General features: G+C 37.3%; 12 protein-coding genes. 8 read left to right on the top strand and 4 right to left on the bottom strand.

Going from position 1 to position 19,086, the window contains the following annotated elements; translation table 11 throughout:
• The first annotated feature begins 39 nt into the window (after positions 1-39).
• Positions 40-771, top strand: a complete 732-nt coding sequence (locus AsFPU1_RS01135; protein WP_124969906.1) for a response regulator — start codon at positions 40-42, stop codon at positions 769-771.
• Here AsFPU1_RS01135 and AsFPU1_RS01130 read toward each other — a convergent pair.
• Positions 719-2,971, bottom strand: coding sequence for an EAL domain-containing protein (locus tag AsFPU1_RS01130; RefSeq protein WP_124969903.1), 2,253 nt, complete (start codon positions 2,969-2,971; stop codon positions 719-721). The genes AsFPU1_RS01135 and AsFPU1_RS01130 overlap by 53 nt on opposite strands.
• Before the next feature lie 199 nt (positions 2,972-3,170).
• Here AsFPU1_RS01130 and AsFPU1_RS01125 point away from each other — a divergent pair, with 199 nt between their 5' ends.
• The 3 genes from AsFPU1_RS01125 (at position 3,171) to AsFPU1_RS01115 (ending at position 10,709) form a co-directional block, all read left to right on the top strand.
• Positions 3,171-3,656 (top strand): chemotaxis protein CheW, encoded by a 486-nt coding sequence (locus tag AsFPU1_RS01125; protein ID WP_124969900.1) that lies wholly within the window; start codon positions 3,171-3,173, stop codon positions 3,654-3,656.
• A gap of 67 nt (positions 3,657-3,723) precedes the next feature.
• Entirely contained in the window at positions 3,724-7,839 is a 4,116-nt protein-coding gene (locus AsFPU1_RS01120; protein ID WP_124969897.1) for a GAF domain-containing protein, read from the top strand.
• Positions 7,840-8,033: 194 nt separating this feature from the next.
• Positions 8,034-10,709 (top strand): hybrid sensor histidine kinase/response regulator, encoded by a 2,676-nt coding sequence (locus AsFPU1_RS01115; protein ID WP_124969894.1) that lies wholly within the window; start codon positions 8,034-8,036, stop codon positions 10,707-10,709.
• Between the two features lie 445 nt (positions 10,710-11,154).
• Here the strand turns inward: AsFPU1_RS01115 and tnpA are convergent, their stop codons facing one another.
• The 3 genes from tnpA to pyrR all read right to left on the bottom strand — a co-directional run bounded on the left by tnpA (position 11,155) and on the right by pyrR (position 13,757).
• The gene (gene tnpA / locus AsFPU1_RS01110) at positions 11,155-11,562 is read right to left on the bottom strand and encodes an IS200/IS605 family transposase (protein WP_124969891.1); all 408 of its coding nucleotides are present in this window, start codon (positions 11,560-11,562) and stop codon (positions 11,155-11,157) included.
• Between the two features lie 399 nt (positions 11,563-11,961).
• Positions 11,962-13,212: a competence/damage-inducible protein A gene (locus AsFPU1_RS01105; RefSeq protein WP_124969888.1), complete on the bottom strand. Its 1,251-nt coding sequence runs from the start codon at positions 13,210-13,212 to the stop codon at positions 11,962-11,964.
• A gap of 23 nt (positions 13,213-13,235) precedes the next feature.
• Positions 13,236-13,757: a bifunctional pyr operon transcriptional regulator/uracil phosphoribosyltransferase PyrR gene (gene pyrR, locus AsFPU1_RS01100; protein ID WP_124969885.1), complete on the bottom strand. Its 522-nt coding sequence runs from the start codon at positions 13,755-13,757 to the stop codon at positions 13,236-13,238.
• 64 nt (positions 13,758-13,821) lie between these two features.
• Between pyrR and AsFPU1_RS01095 the strand changes: the two genes are divergently transcribed.
• From AsFPU1_RS01095 to AsFPU1_RS01080, 4 genes are all read left to right on the top strand, one after another.
• Positions 13,822-14,766 (top strand): tRNA (5-methylaminomethyl-2-thiouridine)(34)-methyltransferase MnmD, encoded by a 945-nt coding sequence (locus AsFPU1_RS01095; RefSeq protein WP_124969882.1) that lies wholly within the window; start codon positions 13,822-13,824, stop codon positions 14,764-14,766.
• A gap of 124 nt (positions 14,767-14,890) precedes the next feature.
• The gene (locus AsFPU1_RS01090; protein WP_124969879.1) at positions 14,891-15,859 is read left to right on the top strand and encodes an HD domain-containing phosphohydrolase; all 969 of its coding nucleotides are present in this window, start codon (positions 14,891-14,893) and stop codon (positions 15,857-15,859) included.
• Positions 15,860-16,102: 243 nt separating this feature from the next.
• Positions 16,103-17,467, top strand: a complete 1,365-nt coding sequence (gene glmU / locus AsFPU1_RS01085; protein WP_124969876.1) for a bifunctional UDP-N-acetylglucosamine diphosphorylase/glucosamine-1-phosphate N-acetyltransferase GlmU — start codon at positions 16,103-16,105, stop codon at positions 17,465-17,467.
• 30 nt (positions 17,468-17,497) lie between these two features.
• Entirely contained in the window at positions 17,498-18,304 is an 807-nt protein-coding gene (locus AsFPU1_RS01080) for a TlyA family RNA methyltransferase (RefSeq protein WP_124969873.1), read from the top strand.
• Positions 18,305-19,086: the final 782 nt, after the last annotated feature.

The raw sequence follows: 19,086 nt of genomic DNA, 5'->3' as shown, positions 1-19,086 counted from the left end.
AGTATTATCTTAATATTATATCTAAGTGGATTTCGGAGAATGAAACAGAAAATTCTCGTAATTGAAGATGATCGAGCAACTCGTACGAACCTTGTAAAATTCCTGGAATCAGAAGGATTTTATGCCATCGAAGCGGAAGATGGTCGTATAGGAATTGAATTAGCTCAAATTCATTTGCCTGAGTTAATCATTTGTGATATTTTAATGCCTGAATTAGACGGCTATGATGTCTTAAATAATCTACAACAAGATCCCAAAACTGCCGCTATTCCCTTTATTTTTCTAACCGTTTCTAGTAATAATGAGGATCTACGTCATGGAATGGAATTAGGTGCAGATGATTATCTTAATAAACCCGTTACCAGCGATCAACTGCGTGCAGCGATTACCTCACGACTGAGGAAACAACAAGTTCTGTTACAGCGATATTCAACCATTAGTGAATCCAGCGAAAACTTAGAACAACAACTCCGACAACTTCAAGATTTACTAACAGCTAAAGATACCTTGTTAGAGCATTTATCTCATATCATCCGTAAACCCCTAGTATCAATGATTAATACCCTCGATCAATTTAAAAATACATCCACTGAACAAGAAAGAAATAACCACATTAAAACTTTACAACAAGAATTAGCCCGTTTTCTAGCCATTGTGAATAAAGTATCTGAATTACAGAAAATTTTAACCCTGGAAAATGCTCAAGTTCTTAATCAATTCAACTTTTTGAGTTCTGAACTTGAAGATTATGAAATAGAGGACAAGGTTTAGCGATACCATAACCTTGTGCATAATCAACTTCCATATCCTGTAATTTGTGGAGAATTTCATCATTTTCAACAAACTCAGCAATGGTTTTAATTCCCATCACATGACCAAGACGATTAATACATTCGACCATCGCACAATCAATGGGATCTGTAAGAATATCCTTGATAAAACTACCATCAATTTTCAAGTAGTCAATAGGGAGATTTTTTAAATAACCAAAAGAACTCATACCACTACCAAAATCATCTAAAGCAAAATGACAGCCAATTTTCTTGAGTTCATGAATAAACACCATTGCTTTACTTAAATTAGCAATAGCAGTAGTTTCTGTTATCTCAAAACATAGGGTTTCTGGAGACACTTCATGTTCTGCTAATTGTTCCTTGAGAAAATTAAGAAATTTGTCATTTGTTAAACTGGTTCCTGATAGATTAATGGTATAAATTTCTTGCTTTTGAGTATCTGTCAGAGTGGGATAATACTGAAAAAAGTGACTAACGACCCATTTATCTATTGCTGACATTAAATCATAGCGTTCTGCGGCAGGAATAAATGCCATCGGAGGGATAATTTTTCCGTCCTTATCTATCATCCGTATCAATAATTCATTATGATTTTTATGGGATGTTTGTGATGAATCAACGGAGATAATTTTTTGAAAATATAAACAGAAACGGTTTTCTTCTAAGGCTACATTAATTTTAGAAATCCACTGTCTTTCTTCTCGTTGTTTCGTCATTTCAACATCATCAGCTTGATAAATATGTAGTTGATTTCTACCATTATCTTTAGCCGCATAACAAGCTGCATCAGCCGCACTTAATAAACCATTCAAATCCACAGTATCAGCATTAATTTCAACTAAACCAATACTAGCACCAATACTAAAAGTTTTATCATCCCAAATAAACCGAAAATCTTCAATTGTCTGACGAAATTTATCTGCAATTTTTTCTCCTGCATGGAGAGGACATTGATGGAGAAGAATACCAAACTCGTCCCCTCCTAAACGAGCAAGATGATCGCTGATACGAACTTGACGAGTAAGTAATCCAGCCAATTGACGTAACAGTTCATCACCAGCAATATGACCACAGGTATCATTAACTACTTTAAATTGATCTAAATCCAAATAGCAAAGAATATAGTTATGTTTATTGGTTCTAGCGTCAAAAATAGCAGCTTCTAATTGTTCCTCAAAACTTCGTCGGTTAATTAAACCTGTTAACATATCATGATTTGCTTGCCAAGACACTTCACGTGCTAGTTCACGAGGTTTGGTAACATCCCGAAATACTAAAACAGTACCAATTATTTTTTTGTTATGATTATAAATAGGTGCGGCCGATTGATCAATAGCATATTTATCTCCTTCACGGGAGATCAGCAGAATATTATCATTGACACAGACTTGAATTCCTTGACGTAACACTTTGTTAACTGAACTTTCTTCTGGTTGACTACTGTGTTCATTAACTGTTTTAAATACTGCTGATATGGGTTGGCCTTTCGCTTCAGCAATAGTCCAATTCGTAATCTTTTCAGCCACAGGATTCAGATATAAAATCCTTCCAGAAGAATCAGTGGTAATGACTCCATCTCCAATAGAATTTAAGGTAACTTGAGCTAATTCTTTTTCGCGAAAAAGGGCTTGTTCAATTTCTTTTCGTTCCGTAATATCTTGCCACGAACCAATAATTTCTATGGCTTTACCTGTATCATCTCGCATCAGCTTTCGTTGATCTTGAATCCAACGATAAGCCCCATTTTGATGTCTGAGACGATATTGACAGATCTGTGATTCTTCGTCAAATAAATTAAGAAGTTGAGTACAAACCTCTAAAACGTCTTCAGAATGAATACAACTTGACCAAAATTTCCTATTTTCAAAAAACTGTCGAGGTTTATAGCCAAATTGTTTGATACTATCACTCACGAAAGTTAGAGCAAATCCATCGGATGCTTGACGACTATAAATTACTACTGGACTACAAGAAAGTAATCGATGTAACTGTGTTTTTGTTGATAATAAAGCAATTTCAGAACGCTGATATTTGTGAATTTTTGCGTTAAGTTGTTCGTTGATATGAAGTAACTTTGCTATTTGATTTTCTTCTGGATTTTCTAACTCTTTACGAGCTTTTTGTAAGTATATAATGGACGAAGGGTTTGAGTAAGAAGTGTCAGAAAATGAATTCATAATTACCTATTTAATGCGAAAAACTACCTTTTGTACTGTAAATTGACGTGGGAAAAGTGGGTTAAGATTGTTATAGTTCTGAGTAAGATTCTTATAGTTATAGTCAGATTGTTCAATTAAAATAAGTGATTCTACCAGCATACTACATATTGAGACTAAAAAGAAAGTTAGACTAAGTATTATAACAACGTGATTAAATATGAAGCTTCAACAAAAACGACATTATGAATTTCTGTCATTTCACTTAACCCCAGAGATTCAGTCCATGTTATCGACTGATCTCGTCAGTGAAATCATCAGAATTACTCCCAATCAAATTATCCCGATTTATGGTGTTTTCTCGTCAGTCATGGGAGTGTGTAATCGTCGGGGGGAAGTTTTATGGATCATAGATTTTGCCTCTCTTCTAACCCTTTCCCCTTCCTTGAAAGAAAGCTATTATAATCCCTATAATATAATTATCATCCATCAACACAACAAAGTTGTGGGGTTAGCTGTTCATCAAGTCGGACAATTGGTCAGGGAGAAGGATGTCAACCCACCAGAAATAGTAATTAAATCGATTCCTTGGGAACTTGCTCATTGTTTGAACAAAGAACTGCAAGGGCAAAAAGGAGAATTATTGCTACACTTAGATGGAGAAAAAATTTTTGAGTTACTTAAGAAAAAGGAAATTTCTCATTAGTGTTTGTTTTTGGCTTAAATTTTCAATATAATCAACAAATATAAGCAATTTTGGGTTTAATTGAGCTATGAAACAGAATTATGAACCAAATTCCCTATCAAATAGGTTAAATATATCTACTAATAACGGAGACAATGATGTCAATGGAAAAGAGATGTCAGATTCACCAATAACACAATCAGGTTATCTTTCTACTGTTTATAATGGATGGCGATCGCTAGGGTTAAAAAAGCAAGTAATTTATGTCGCGATCGCGGGATCTTCTTTACCTGTTTTATTGATCGGCCTAGCAAATTCTGTTTGGGAAACAACCCCCCTTACCTTAGTATTAGAAACAGGAATTATTTCTGTTGCCGCAGGAGTAACCGCAACTCTCTTGATGAAAAGGGCTTCAAAACAGATAGAAAATGCACTCAATACTATTAAATCTTTAGATAAAAACCAACCCGATAAAATAGAAACATCAAAAGATCAATTAGGGGAATTAGAAACTCGTCTTAACCATTTATCCTCTCATTGGGGTGGAGTATCTCAAGATCAAAATCGCACCACCCAACAACAGAGATTATTTGCTACCCTAGCCTTTCGTATCCGTGAAAAAGCAAGTCTTGAGGTTTTATATAAAATCACCGTTGAAGAAGCCCGAAAAATTCTCGAAACAGATCGGGTCGTTGTTTATAAGTTTAACCCAGACTGGAGTGGCACAATGGTGGCAGAATCTGTCGCCGAGGGATTTCCCACCGTTCTTAGTGAAACCATTCTCGATCCCTGTTTTGAGAAACGTCATGCAGCCCAATATCAAAGTGGTCGTATTCGCGGCATCAACGACATCTATACAGAACCAGGGATGACTTCTTGTTATATTAACCTGTTAGAAAAGTATAAAATACGGGCTAATTTAGTAGTTCCGATTCGTGGAGATGAAAAACTTTATGGCTTACTTATTACCCATCAATGTTCCGGGCCGAAACAGTGGCAAAAAACAGACATTGATTTTCTCTCTCAATTAGCCATTGAATTTGAATATCATCTCAAATTTATCCATATATTACAGGAAAAAGACCAAGAAACCAAGCAACGACAACTATTGAGCAGTATTGCCTATCGTACTCGTCAAAACCCTAGTTTAGAGACGTTATTTAACACAGCAGTTGAAGGGGCTAGAGATCTCCTGAAAACCGATCGGATCTCCGTCTATCAGTTTAACCCAGACTGGAGTGGCACTATGGTAGCAGAATCTGTTGCTGAAGGATTTCCCTCCATTCTTAGTGAAACCATTCTCGATCCCTGTTTTGAGAAACGTCATGCAGCCCAATATCAAAGTGGTCGTATTCGCGGTATCAACGATATCTATACCGAACCAGGGATGACCGATTGTTATATAAACCTCTTAGAAAAATATAAAGTACGGGCTAATCTAGTAGTGCCGATTCGTGGAGAGGAAAAAATCTACGGATTACTTATTGCCCATCAATGTTCCGGTCCAAAACAATGGCAAAAAGAAGATATTGATGTGCTTTCCCAATTAGCCAACGAACTTGAATATCATGTGAAATTTATTCACGTTTTGCAGGAAAAAGAAAGACAAACCAGACAAAGACAACTTTTTAGTACAATTGCCTTTCGCACTCGTCAAACCCCCCAATTGAATGTTTTATTTAATACCACAGTAGAAGGGGCCAGAGACATTATGAAAGCAGATCGTGTGGTTGTCTATAAATTTAATCCCGATTGGAGTGGGACGATGATTGCCGAATCTGTGGGGTCGGGATTTCCTTCTGTTCTGAGTGAAACTATTATCGATCCTTGTTTTGAAAAACGTAATGCAGCCCAATATCAAGAAGGTCGCATTCGGGCCATTAATGATATCTATACCGAACCAGGGATGACTGATTGTCATATTAACCTATTAGAAAAGTATAAAGTACGGGCTAATCTGGTAGTTCCTTTGCGTAAAAATGAGAAACTTTACGGCTTATTGATTGCCCATCATTGTGCTGATTCTCATCACTGGGAACCTTGGGAACTTGATTTTCTCTCTCAATTAGCTACCGAAGCTGAATATTCTCTAGATTACATAAGCTTTATCAATCAACAGCAAGCTGGGGCCCAAAGAGCATGGTTTTTTGGAGAAATTGCTTTCCGCGCCCGTCAATCCTTGAATTTACAGGAAATTTTTCAAGCCACTGTTCAAGGAACCCGCAAAATATTAAAAACTGATCGCGTATTAATTTATCACTTCAATGCTGACTGGAGTGGTACGATGATTGCCGAATCAGTAGCTGATGGTTTTCCTAAAGTCCTAGCCCAAACAATTGATGATCCTTGTTTTCGTAGTCAATATGTTGAAGCGTACAAAAAAGGACGAGTCAAAGCCATCAATGACATTTATAATGAGCCAGGATTAAGTGATTGTCATATTCGGACACTGGAAAAATATGAAGTCAAAGCGAATATTGTTGCCCCTCTCCGTCAAAATGGAGAGTTATTTGGGTTACTTATTGCCCATCACTGTTCAGAAGCCAAATTTTGGGAAAAAACAGACATTGATTTTCTCTCTCAAGTGGCCACCCAAGTCGAATATGCGATCGATCATTTGAGTTTTATCGAAAAAATTCAAGAAACAGCCGGACAAGCCCGTTTATTTGGGGATATTTCCTTCCGCGCCCGTCGTTCTTTGAGTATGCAAGATATTCTCACCAGTACCGTGGAAGGGGCAAGAAAAACCTTAAACACCGATAGGGTATTAATTTATCGCTTTAATGCTGATTGGAGTGGCACAATGATCGCCGAATCCATCGGAGAAGGATTTGCTAAAGTGTTAAGCCAAACCATTGACGATCCTTGTTTTCGGGGTCGCTATATAGATTTGTACCGCAATGGTCGGGTAAGGGCCATTAATGACATTCATAATGAACCAGGTTTAACAGATTGTCATATTCGTACTTTAGAACAATATGGAGTTAAAGCCAATTTAGTTGCCCCACTGCGTAAAAATAATGAACTATTTGGCTTAATTATTGCCCATCATTGTTCAAAACCGAGGGTCTGGAAAAAATCAGATATCGACTTTTTCTCTGAGTTAGCTACCCAAACCGAATATGCCCTAGATCACATCACCTACATCGAACAACTCCAACAAGCCCGTCAAATAGCAGAAACTGCTTCCCAAGAACAACGACAACAAAAAGAAGCAATTCAACATCAACTTGATACTTTATTAAAAGATGTTAATGGGGCGTTTAAAGGGGACTTAACAGTTCGTAGCACTGCATTTGAGGGAGAAATCGGTCGAGTTGCCCAATTTATCAACAAAACCCTGGAGAATTTACAGCGTCTTGTCTTACAAGTCCAATCAGCTTCTCATGCAGTTACTCAAACGGCCAATCATAGTGCGCAAGACATTAAAAGTCTTGCGGCTGAGGCCCAAGAAGCTTCAGCAGTGATTACAACAGCCCTGACCCAAAGTCAAGGGATGGCTGATTCTATTCAAAGTGTAGCGGCCAATGCCCAACAAGCCAAGTTAAAAGTTGAACAAGCCGATCAAAGTGTTAAAGAAGGGGATGAGGCCATGAATCTGACGGTAGAGAGCATTTTAGCCATTCAAAATACCGTAGAAGAAACCTCCGAAAAACTCAAACGGTTAGGAGAAGCGTCTCAAAAGATTTCCCGTGTGGTCAGTTTAATTAGAGATTTAGCCAGTCAAACCCAAGTATTAGCCTTAAATGCTTCCATTGAAGCCAACGAACTGTCTCAAGACGGACAAGGGTTTGCCGTAGTGGCCAATGAAGTTCGTTCCCTTTCAGAACGATCAACAGCCGCAGCAGAAGAGATTGAGGAAATGGTTGAAGAAATTCAAACAGAAACCAAACAAGTGATTACTGCCATGGAAGCAGGACGAGAACAGGTAATTTCTGGAACTGAATTAGTAGAAATAACCCGACAAAAACTCACCTCTATTGCTCAGGTTAGCGAACAAATTCGAGATTTAGTAGAAGAAATCGCCCAAGCAGCAACAGTTCAAGCAGAAACCTCGGCCTCGGTTTCGAGTACCATGCAAGCGGTAGACACCATTGCTCAAAAAACCTCAGAACGTTCTGTAAAACAAGCAGAATCTTTTGAGACCTTATTAAGGGTGGCACAAGCACTGCATAAGAGTGTGGCACAGTTTAAAGTGCGTTAGTTATGATCATCGTCAGGTAGGTTAGAAAAGTTGCTAGTGAAGGCTTTAGCTTTCCTTATACAAAGCTTTCAAGCCCTTTAGGGAACCTACTACAAACATTCGTTTATTTATGACCAGCTACTTAACTCCCATACTGGCAAAACAGAATGTGTTTTGCCCCTACTACATTCCTAAACTTGTGAGTTATACTAATAATGGTTTCCGATTTTCACTCTCCAGAATCTTATAACTTTTTTATACAAGAAGCCCCTGAACGATTACAGGAGTTAGAACATGGTTTATTAGAACTTCGTTGTGATCCTAATCTTTTAAAAATTTATGATCTTATACGAATTGCTCATTCAATTAAAGGAGGGGCTGCTTGTATTGGGTTAACCCAAATTCAAGAATTAGCCCATGAATTAGAAACAATTTTCAAGATTATTTATGAACATAAACCCGTTATTGATCTCGAATTAGAAGATTTATTACTCAATGCTTATGATTGTTTCCGTTTTACACTAGAATCAGAAATACGGACAGGAAGCCATCAGGGAGAAGCTGCAATTCAAAAAATTAAATATATTATATCTCAAGTTGAGGCTAAATTAGCAACAGAAAGACCATTAACAAATTTGCCAAAATCTCAACAACAAAAACAGAAAAATCTTACAGATTTTCTATTTTCAGAAGAAGTTAAAGAAGGAATTAATCGTTTAGAAACTATCTTACAACATCCTAATCAATCCTTCATTTTAGAAGGATTAAAAGCCCAAATTGAAATTTTTCAAGGATTAGGTGAATTAATTAACTTTTCTGGTTTTGTTGCTATTACAAAAGCCATTCTTAAAGCCTTAAAATTTCATCCTGAAGCGGTAAAAGAAATAGGTCAATTAGCGTTAGAAGAATTACGGTCTACTCAAATTGCTGTTTTATCGGGAAATAATATTTCAGAAATAAGTCCGTCTCAATCATTAATCAATTTTACTAAATCTCCAATATTATCTCAACCAATTAACCCCAAAACTGAAAGCAACGGAAAAATAATAGGAAATGAAGAAATAAAAATACAGAAAGATAATGAATATCAAACATTTCATTATGAAGCGATCACAGATTCATCTTCTCCTACGTTAGAAATGAGAGTTGATGTTAAATATCTCAGAAGATTGAATAATTTAGTCGAAGATTTAGTCACTCAAGATAACCGTTTTTTATTACATAATCAAGAACATCAAGAAACCTTAGAAAATTTAACACAGCGTTTTTCTCGCTTTCAAGAATTAACCCGTAATTCTTATAAAGAGTTACCGAAATCTCTAAGAATAATGATAGAAGATCTCGCACAAATTAAAGAAGGAATTCAAGATTTTGCTTTATTAAATCAAGGATTTCAACAAATTCTTAGACAGCGACAAAAAACTCTAAAACAAGTTCAAATAAACCTACAACAAACTCAAATGATATCTGTAGGACACCTTCTGAATCTTTTTCCTCGTATGATACGAGATTTATCAGCCCAAGAAAATAAAGAAGTTAATCTTCAATTAGAAGGAACTAACACATTAATTGATAAAGCAATTTTAGATAAACTTTATGAACCCTTAGTTCACCTTATTCGTAATGCTTTCGATCATGGCATTGAATCCCCTTCTATTCGTCAATCTCAAGGAAAATCCCCCAGAGGAACGATTACTATTTCGACTTATTATAATGGTAATCATACTTATCTTGAGGTTAAAGATGATGGTCAAGGTATTAATTTAGATAAGCTACGATCTTCAATAATTAAGATGAATTTATTATCAGAAACTGAAGTAACAACTATCTCTAAAAAACGATTATATGAGTATTTATTTTTTCCTGGTTTATCCACTGCTTCTCAACTTAGTCATTTGTCAGGGAGAGGTATGGGATTATCTGCTGTTCATCAACAAATCCAAATCTTACAAGGAACCCTAAGTATAACCTCTGAACCAGGAGAAGGTACAACATTTACACTCCGTTTACCCTTGACATTGACTATTAGTAAACTATTGGTTTTTAAAGTACACAGTTCTTTATTTGCAATTGCAGAAACTTCTTTATTATCATTAACAGTAGTTGCTCAGCGAGATCTCAAAATTCAAAATGATGACGTATTTTATCGATGCCAAGGGAAATTAATTCCTCTCTACTCTTTGTTATCTGGAAAACTGAAAACTCATCAACTTATTCCTAAAAATAATCAGCAAAAATCTATCAAAATAACTTTATTATTATTATCTGATAAAAAACGAACTATTGCTCTCAAAATTGATAAAATTGTCATGGAACAAGATTTAGTGATCAAGCCTTTTAATGAAGCGATTAAATCTCCCTCTTATTTATCGGGTTGTACCATTTTAGGCGATGGTCGTTTAGTTCCAGTTATTGAAGGACAAGCGATTCTAGAACAATGGTTTCGCCATTCAGAGACAGAGGATACTTTTGTTAAAAAACCTTCTGATATTTATGTTTCTACTCTGCCTAAAATTTTGATTATTGATGATTCTTTGACTATTCGACAAACATTAGCAATCACTTTAGAAAAAGCAGGGTATGAAGTATTTTTAGCTAAAGATGGGTGGGAAGGAATGCTACAAATAGAATATGAATTTAATATTGGGGCTGTTATTTGTGATATTGAAATGCCTCGAATGAATGGGTTAGAATTTTTGACTCGTTGTCGTCAGTTAAAAGGTGATTCTTTCCCCATTATTATGCTAACTTCTCGTAATAGTAAACAGTACCGTGAATTAGCTATATCACTAGGGGCAACTGATTATCTCACAAAACCCTATTTAGATAAAGATTTATTAGATCTCTTACATAATTTTTTTAAACATAAACAATCTAAGATTAATAATTGATTTCCCAGCTTAAGAATATCAACATTTTAGCCCGTGAAGACGGGCTTGGTTTCTCTAGCCATATCCTTGAGGATATGTTAACTTACAGGTTAAAACCTGAAGCTATAAAAACAAAAGCTGCCTTCGCAGCTTAAGAATATTAATATTTTAGCCCGTGAAAACGGGCTTGTTTTGTATAGCTTCACCCTTTAGGGGTGTTTGATCTTACAGGTTAAAACCTGAAGTTATAAAAACAAAAGCTGCCTTCGCAGCTTAAGAATATTAATATTTTAGCCCGTGAAGACGGGCTTGGTTTGTGTAGCTTCACCCTAAAGGGGTGTTTGATCTTACAGGTTAAAACCTGAAGCTATAAAAACAAAAGCTGCCTTCGCAGCTTAAGAATATTAATATTTTAGCCCGTGAAGACGGGCTTGGTTTATTTAGCTTCACCCTTTAGGATATAAAATCATTGCATTTCCCAATCAGAAATTAATTGTTTTTGTTGATGATGTTGCGGTTGGTTTTTAATATAATTAGCCACGTCTTCCAAATTTCGATGACTCACGGTAAACACTCCATATCCTCCTTGCCATTTAAAAAATTCATTGGGTTTAATTTCATGAGTAATAAGATGAGATGAACTGCCTTTTGCTTCACCAATAAGTTTAGAAATAGTTAAAGTTGGGGCAAAACTTGTTAACAGATGAATATGATCAGCAACCCCTCCAATGGCAATTACTGTACAATTAAGGTGTCTACATTGTCTAATAATAGCTGCATAAATAATTTCTTTAATATCAGGGGTTATTAAAGGTAATCTATCCCAAGTTCCCCAGACACAATGAATGTATAATTGGGTAAAGTTTCGCTGCATTTTTAGAATTAATTCATCTGCCCTCAAAATACCCAAATAACAATAATTGGTTAACTCTGATTTACATTTCTTAACTTACAGGTTGAAACCTGAAGTTATAAAAACAAAAGCTACCTTCCTAGCTTAATCATATCAATATGTTAGCCCGTGAAGACGGGCTTGGTTTCTCTAGCCATATCCTTGAGGATATGTTAGCTTACAGGTTAAAACCTGAAGTTATAAAAACAAAAGCTGCCTTCGCAGCTTAAGAATATTAATATTTTAGCCCGTGAAGACAGGCTTTGTTTGTGTAGCCATATCCTTGAGGATATCGGCAAAAAATTAACCCTAAAGAAATAATTTGTGTTAACAAAGCTTAGTTAATTTACCATAATAAGTTCGGTAGAACCATATTTATGACTACCTATTTAATAATTTGCGTCGTAATTCATCTAAAGCAGTACACCCACTTAGAAAACGAATGCTATCACGATCGCGGGTTTCTCCAAACCGAGATTCAATAGTCTTTACATTGCCATCAGGAGATGCTATACTGATATAAACTAATCCTACAGGTTTATTGTCTGTTGCGCCTCCAGGGCCAGCAATTCCGGTTATACTTAAACCCCAAGATGTCCCTAACCGTTGTTTTACCCCTAAAGCCATCTGTTGGGCGATCACTTCACTCACTGCCCCATATTTCTTTAAATCCTCGGCATTTACTCCTAAAAGCGCAATTTTAATCTGATTATCATAAGCAATAACGCCCCCCAGAAAATAATCAGAACTGCCCGCAATAGTCGTAAACATCGCCCCTAAACCCCCACCAGTACAAGATTCAGCCACAGATACATTCTCTTGGCGATCGCGTAATAATTTGCCAACTACTTCAGCAAGAGTGTCATCATCTTGCCCAAAATAGTCTAATCCGGCGATTTTTTTGATTTCTTGGGCAACAGGTTCAATGATAGTCATTGCTTCTGCTTCTGACGCTGCTTTGGTCGATACCCGTAAACGTACTTCCCCTAAAGACGCATAAGGAGCTACCATCGGATTAGTTGAGGCGAATAAATGATTAACCTTGGCGGCTAAACCTGACTCACCAATGCCCCTAAAACGCAACATGCGGCTATAAATGACTTCTTGTCCCCAACCTTGGCTTTTCAGGTACGGAACCGCCGTTTCTGCCCACATCCGTTTCATTTCTGAGGGGACTCCAGGGAAGGTCATAATGGTTAAATTAGAAAGAGGTTGCCAGATCATGCCTGGGGCAGTTCCGCTAGGATTAGGTAAAATATCGGCACCTTGGGGAATTAACGCCTGTTTACGGTTATTATCCGTCATTATTCTTCCCCGTTGAGCAAACTTTTGTCTAATATCCTCAATAATTTCTGGCTTTTCTATCAAGGGAGTTTGAAAAAATTGAGCAATAGTTTCTGTGGTTAAATCATCAGGAGTTGGCCCTAAACCTCCAGTAAACAGTAAAATAGAAGCCCGTTGACTAGCAATTTTAATGATTTCTTGTAAGCGGGTAGGATTATCTCCTACTACTGTTTGATAATAATGAGGAATGCCTAAACTGGCTAATTGTTTTGCCAAAAATTGAACATTACTATTAAGAATATCTCCTAACAATAATTCCGTTCCCACACAGATAATTTCCACACTCATTAGATAATTATTCCTTGATTTACTCAACTTAACTCGACCGCATCCCTACCATCAGTTGCCTGAAAATAAACTTTAACCTGTTCTTCGGAAGCAGTGGGCAGTTTTTTTCCAATAAAATCAGGATGGATAGGTAACTCTCGATGACCCCGATCAACTAATACTAATAAACGAATTAATTGAGGTCTTCCATATTCACTAACCGCATTTAAGGCGGCCCGAATAGTTCGCCCTTTATAAATAACATCATCCACTAAAACAACAGTTTTTCCTGTTAAATCAAAAGAAATTTTTGTCTTAGCTGGAGTACGGGTTTTAATGCGATCGAGATCATCTCTATAAAAAGTAACATCAATAGCCCCTACTGGAACTTTAACATTTTCTAAGACTTCAATTTGTTGAGCTAATAAATTCGCTAACGGAACACCTTTAGTATAAATTCCTAGTAAAACTAGGTCAGAAAGATCTCCCGACTTTTCGATAACTTGAGAAGCTAGACGAGTTATAATACGGCGAATTTTTTCAGTAGAAAGGATTTTTTTGACCATCCCATCTCCTTTAGTATGATTACCTTAAGTTTATTATGAGATTAAAATCTTAACCTAATTCTTCATGTCTAGCCACAATTTCCCCTCTCATCACCCCATTACCCCGTCACCTCATCACCCCTCGTCCCCCACCCTAAAACCCACTGACGATGGTTCTTATACCTTTTTTTCCCAAGAATTTGAGGAACTTTATCACTCCCATTCTGGTGCAAAACAAGAAGCTGAATATAAGTTTGTCGAACCCTGTCAATTAAAAAATAAAGCCCAGATTAAATCTTCCTTAAAAATTCTTGATATTTGTTACGGACTCGGTTACAATAGTTCTGCGGCATTAGCTACAATTTGGTCAGTTAACCCGAATTGTCAGGTAAAATTAATGGCCTTAGAAAAGGATGAAACTGTCTCCCGTCAAGCCATTTTTCACCAATTATTAACTCATTGGCCGGCCCCTGTTCCATCATATTTAGAAACCTTAGCCCAAAGCCATTATATTCAATCTTCTAGTTCCCTTTATCCCTTAACTGCTAAACTATGGGTAGAAGATGCTAGAATTAGCTTAAAAGCACTGGTGAATTCAGGATTTAAAGCCGACGCTATCTTTTTAGACCCCTTTTCCCCCCCTAAATGTCCCCAACTGTGGACAGTAGAATTTATAGCTTTAGTCGCCCAATGTTTAAAACCCGATGGATACTTAGCGACTTATTCTTGTGCTGCTTGTATCCGAAAAGCTTTACAATTAACAGGGTTAAGCTTAGAAGCTACTAGAGGGGTGGGAAGGCGATCTCCAGGAACCCTCGCCAGTTGGAAAAATCAAGACCATCTAGCCCTTTCTGAACAAGAATGGGAACACTTACAAACTCGGGCCGCTATACCTTATAGAGATCCTCAACTAGAAGACACAGCCATTATGATTCATAATAGACGAGAAAAGGAACAGCAAGAGAGTTCTTTAGAACCTTCGAGTCATTGGAAAAAACGCTGGATCAAGACAAGAGATAAAAGTGATTAAAGTTGCCTAAAAACCTAAGTTTAATTAAATTTTGCATATACTAAAAATTAGTTAAACTATTAATAGAATCAAGATTAATGCTTTACCCTTAACCTTTCTAGTAGATTCAACTAAACAAGATTCTGTGGATATTTTTGGAAGTTCTGAACCAGCTAAAATCTTAGTGGTCGATGACCACTCTTTTAGCCGTATGATGGCGGTAGATCTCTTAGAATCAGACGGCTACCAAGTCTCAGACCATGATGGCACTTCAGATGTGTTTTCCTTCGTTCTGGCTAACCTCCCTGACTTAATTTTAATGGATATCAAAATGCCCCATACCAACGGTTTTGATATCTGTCAAAAGATTAAGGAGGATCAGCGAACCCGCGCTATTCCAGTAATTTTGATGACCGTTTCTGATGATAATGCTTCCCGTATTAAAAGTAAGGAAGTCTCGGCCGATGCTTTTTTTAGCAAACCCTTAGAACAAATGCTTCTCTTACCAGAAGTTCAACTGTTAGTGCAGCGAAAACGGCTTTACGAATGGCTAGCACAGATGCAGCAAGTCTTATTTCTTATTGCCCAAGCCATCGATAAACGCTATTCTCAAGAAGGAACTTCCTGTGCCAGAGTTGATCAATTAGCTCAAAGTTTTGGACAATATTTAAACCTTAACCCTGTGGAAATTAATGATTTAATTTTAGCTGCTCATCTCCATGATATCGGTACTGTGGTTATTCCTGATGCTATTATGCTCAAAAAGGAACAGCTTGATGAAGCTGAAAGAGAACTTATTAAACAGCACGTTTTGATCGGGGAAGAAATTTGTCGCCCCATGCAAAATCGTAGAGGTATTGCCCAAATTATTCGCCACCATCATGAACGTTGGGACGGAACGGGCTATCCTGATGGCTTAGTGGGAAATAATATTCCTTGGTTAGCTCAAGTGTTTCAAATTCTCGATATTTATGATGCACTGACTAGCCAAAGACCTTATAAACAGGCTCTCAATCCTTCCGACGCTTTGAATATTATGACAGAAGAAGCCCAAAAAGGTTGGCGAAATCCTCTTTTAGTGCAAAGATTTGTTGAGTTTATCGAACAAAAATAAGTTAACCCAAAAATTCTTGAAAATTCCTTTAGCCTAAAGGCTAAGGCTATAGGAACGAAGCCTCCCGTTGGTAGGCTCTTTAAATTAATATTTAATATTAACAAATAATTGCTGCCTGTGAAGACAGGCTTCGCTTTTATAGCTGAACCTTTCAAGGTTTCAGCATTAATATAAGATAAATCTATCCAAAAGGGGGCAAGACGCGATATACTCCACTGGGGAATCATTGATGGATTTAAAGCAATGGTAGCGGTAGCAATTCTGGCAGCAGGACGAGGAACGAGAATGAAATCAACCCTTCCTAAAGTGTTACATACACTAGGAGGGCGATCGCTCGTTGAACGGGTACTTAAAAGTTGTGAGTCTCTCACACCATCCCGACAACTGATTATTGTGGGTTATCAAGGACAACAAGTACAAGAAGCTTTAACCCATATAAACTCATTAGAATTTGTAGAACAACCAGAACAGTTAGGAACCGGCCACGCAGTTCAACAACTACTACCCCATTTACAAGATTTTGACGGAGATTTATTAGTCTTAAATGGGGATGTTCCTCTATTGCGTCCAGAAACCCTAGAAAACCTTCTTCACACCCATAAATCTAATCACAATGCGGCTACCGTACTAACTGCCCAAATTCCCAATCCAAAAGGTTATGGGCGGGTTTTTTGTGATACTAATAACCAAGTTACCCAAATTGTAGAAGATCGAGATTGTAATCCGGCCCAAAAGAAAAATCACCGTATTAATGGAGGAATTTACTGTTTTAATTGGCCAAAACTGGCTCAAATTTTACCTAAACTTTCGGCAGATAACGACCAAAAAGAATATTATTTAACCGATGTGGTTAAATTTTTGACCCCGGTGATGGCAGTAGATGTAGAAGATTATCTCGAAATTAGTGGTATTAATGATCGCAAACAATTAGCCACTGCTAATGATATTTTACAAGACCGCATCAAGGATTATTGGATGGCCTCAGGTATAACTATGATCGATGCCGATAGTATTACTATTGATGATACTGTAACATTAGAAACAGATGTCGTCATTGAACCTCAAACCCATTTACGGGGCAATACTACCATTGGTGCAGGCAGTCGTATTGGCCCAGGAACCCTCATTGAAAATAGTCAACTAGGAGAAAGGGTGACGGTACTGTATTCAGTAATTACAGATAGTCAGGTGGCCACTGAATGTCGTATCGGCCCTTACGCTCATTTGCGGGGTCAGGCTAATATTAAAGAATCTTGTCGTATTGGTAATTTTGTTGAAATTAAAAAGTCAGAAGTCGGACAAAAGAGTAATGTCGCTCACTTGTCCTATTTAGGAGATGCTATCTTAGGAGAACAGGTTAATGTGGGGGCCGGAACCATTACCGCTAACTATGATGGTGTCAATAAACATCAGACAATTATCGGCGATCGCACTAAAACTGGTGCAAATAGCGTATTTGTTGCCCCTGTGACCTTAGGGGAAGATGTAACCGTAGCGGCCGGTTCAGTGGTCACTAGCAATGTTCCTGATGGGGCCTTAGCGATCGCCAGGGAACGTCAACGCATTATTGAAGATTGGAAACTCATGATGCAACAAAAAAAATCCTAACCCCCAACCCCCAACCCCCATTAACTATCTTTGCCTAAACAACGTCTTGATACTTTATTAGTTGAACTTAACCTGTGTCCTTCTCGTCAACAGGCCCAAAGTCTCATCCGCGCTGGAGAAGTCAGAGTTAATCAACAAATTATTGATAAACCGGGTACAGAAGTCGATATTTCAGCCGAAATTCAAGTACAAGCAAAGCCCCCTTATGTCTCTCGTGGCGGACAAAAGCTCGAAAAAGCCCTAAAGGTGTTTAATATAGTCGTAACGGAGAGAATTTGCCTAGATGGGGGCATTTCTACCGGGGGGTTCACCGATTGTTTATTACAAGCCGGGGCCAAACGGGTGTATGGGGTGGATGTAGGTTATGGACAGGTGGCCTGGTCATTGCGTCAAGATCAAAGGGTGATCTTAAAAGAGCGAACAAATTTTCGGTATCTAACCCCTGAACAGTTATATGGAGATGATGCTTTTGCTGACTTAGGGGTGATGGATGTGTCATTTATCTCCTTAACGAAGGTATTAGAACCCTTGTGGCATCTTTTAGCCGTTCCTAAAGAGGTTATTTTATTAATTAAACCTCAGTTTGAAGTCGGGCGATCGCGGGTTGGTAAAAAGGGAGTAGTTCGCAATAGCAAAGATCAAGCTCAAGCCATTGAAAGGGTATTACAAACAGCTTATCAGTTAGGATGGGGTTATGGCGGGTTAACTGAATCTCCGATTACGGGGCCAGCAGGTAATGTGGAGTATTTATTATGGTTGCGCAGTGACCAAGGCATTCAAGAACATCCTTTAGAGAGTATTGAAGCATTTACTCAAGCTGTGATGACTAATTTATAAACAATTTTTGTCGTTTTTGTCGTTTTTGTAGGTTGGGTTGAGGAACGAAACCCAACAAACCCTCTGTGTATAAATATTAAGTTATATATAAAAAGAATACTCATTGAGCAGACTTTATGATTCAATGTTTTCATAATATGGTTCTACCGGACTTACTATGCTAAACTAACAATTAATAAAAGGCTAAAGCCTTATCCTATAAAAACGAAGTCCACCTTCGTGGACATTCATTATAGGTTGCGTAGGCAACCTTTGTTTGTATAGCTTAACCCTTTAGAGTTAAGGTCTCTTATTTGTAATAATCTAGCATAACTTGTCCGGTAGAACCTAGTTTCTTGAATTCTCATAAGTTCTAATTGACACTCATGCTCTTAATGAGCAGAAAATATGAGTGACAATAGCTTCAGTTTTTCTGACTTTAAACTTGGACAATCCACATAATTGTTTTAAAGCTCTCTGATTAGATTTTAGAAATTTAGGCTGTCTTAACCTATGGGCTGACTGTTATGTATAACTTATACACTAAGTTATACATAACGATGACACTCATTGGTCTTGTTTTGTGTTTTAATAACTTGAAGCTCTCTCAAATAAGTACAACTTCCTTTGTCCACATTTTCTGGGTAGATTAGGGTAATTACGTTGTTCAATGATCACCAACTTTGGGTTGGGTAATTTTTGCATTCAAAAAATATCAATAACCGCTAAAAATTTAGCGGTTATAATTCTTATAAAAGTGACTAATTAAGGCTTTAGGTTAATTCCTTTATAGACTTAAGACC

Source organism: Aphanothece sacrum FPU1 (assembly GCF_003864295.1).
Lineage (GTDB): Bacteria > Cyanobacteriota > Cyanobacteriia > Cyanobacteriales > Microcystaceae > Aphanothece_B > Aphanothece_B sacrum.
Note: the sequence above shows the minus strand (reverse complement) of the source record. Positions and strands in the feature narration are given on the sequence as shown.

Bases quoted from the DNA above. Each gene is read 5' to 3' on its own strand.
- AsFPU1_RS01135 (WP_124969906.1), top strand. From the start codon at position 40: ATGAAACAGAAAATTCTCGTAATTGAAGATGATCGAGCAACTCGTACG.
- AsFPU1_RS01130 (WP_124969903.1), bottom strand. From the start codon at position 2,971: ATGAATTCATTTTCTGACACTTCTTACTCAAACCCTTCGTCCATTATA.
- AsFPU1_RS01125 (WP_124969900.1), top strand. From the start codon at position 3,171: ATGAAGCTTCAACAAAAACGACATTATGAATTTCTGTCATTTCACTTA.
- AsFPU1_RS01120 (WP_124969897.1), top strand. From the start codon at position 3,724: ATGAAACAGAATTATGAACCAAATTCCCTATCAAATAGGTTAAATATA.
- AsFPU1_RS01115 (WP_124969894.1), top strand. From the start codon at position 8,034: ATGGTTTCCGATTTTCACTCTCCAGAATCTTATAACTTTTTTATACAA.
- tnpA (WP_124969891.1), bottom strand. From the start codon at position 11,562: ATGCAGCGAAACTTTACCCAATTATACATTCATTGTGTCTGGGGAACT.
- AsFPU1_RS01105 (WP_124969888.1), bottom strand. From the start codon at position 13,212: ATGAGTGTGGAAATTATCTGTGTGGGAACGGAATTATTGTTAGGAGAT.
- pyrR (WP_124969885.1), bottom strand. From the start codon at position 13,757: ATGGTCAAAAAAATCCTTTCTACTGAAAAAATTCGCCGTATTATAACT.
- AsFPU1_RS01095 (WP_124969882.1), top strand. From the start codon at position 13,822: ATGTCTAGCCACAATTTCCCCTCTCATCACCCCATTACCCCGTCACCT.
- glmU (WP_124969876.1), top strand. From the start codon at position 16,103: ATGGTAGCGGTAGCAATTCTGGCAGCAGGACGAGGAACGAGAATGAAA.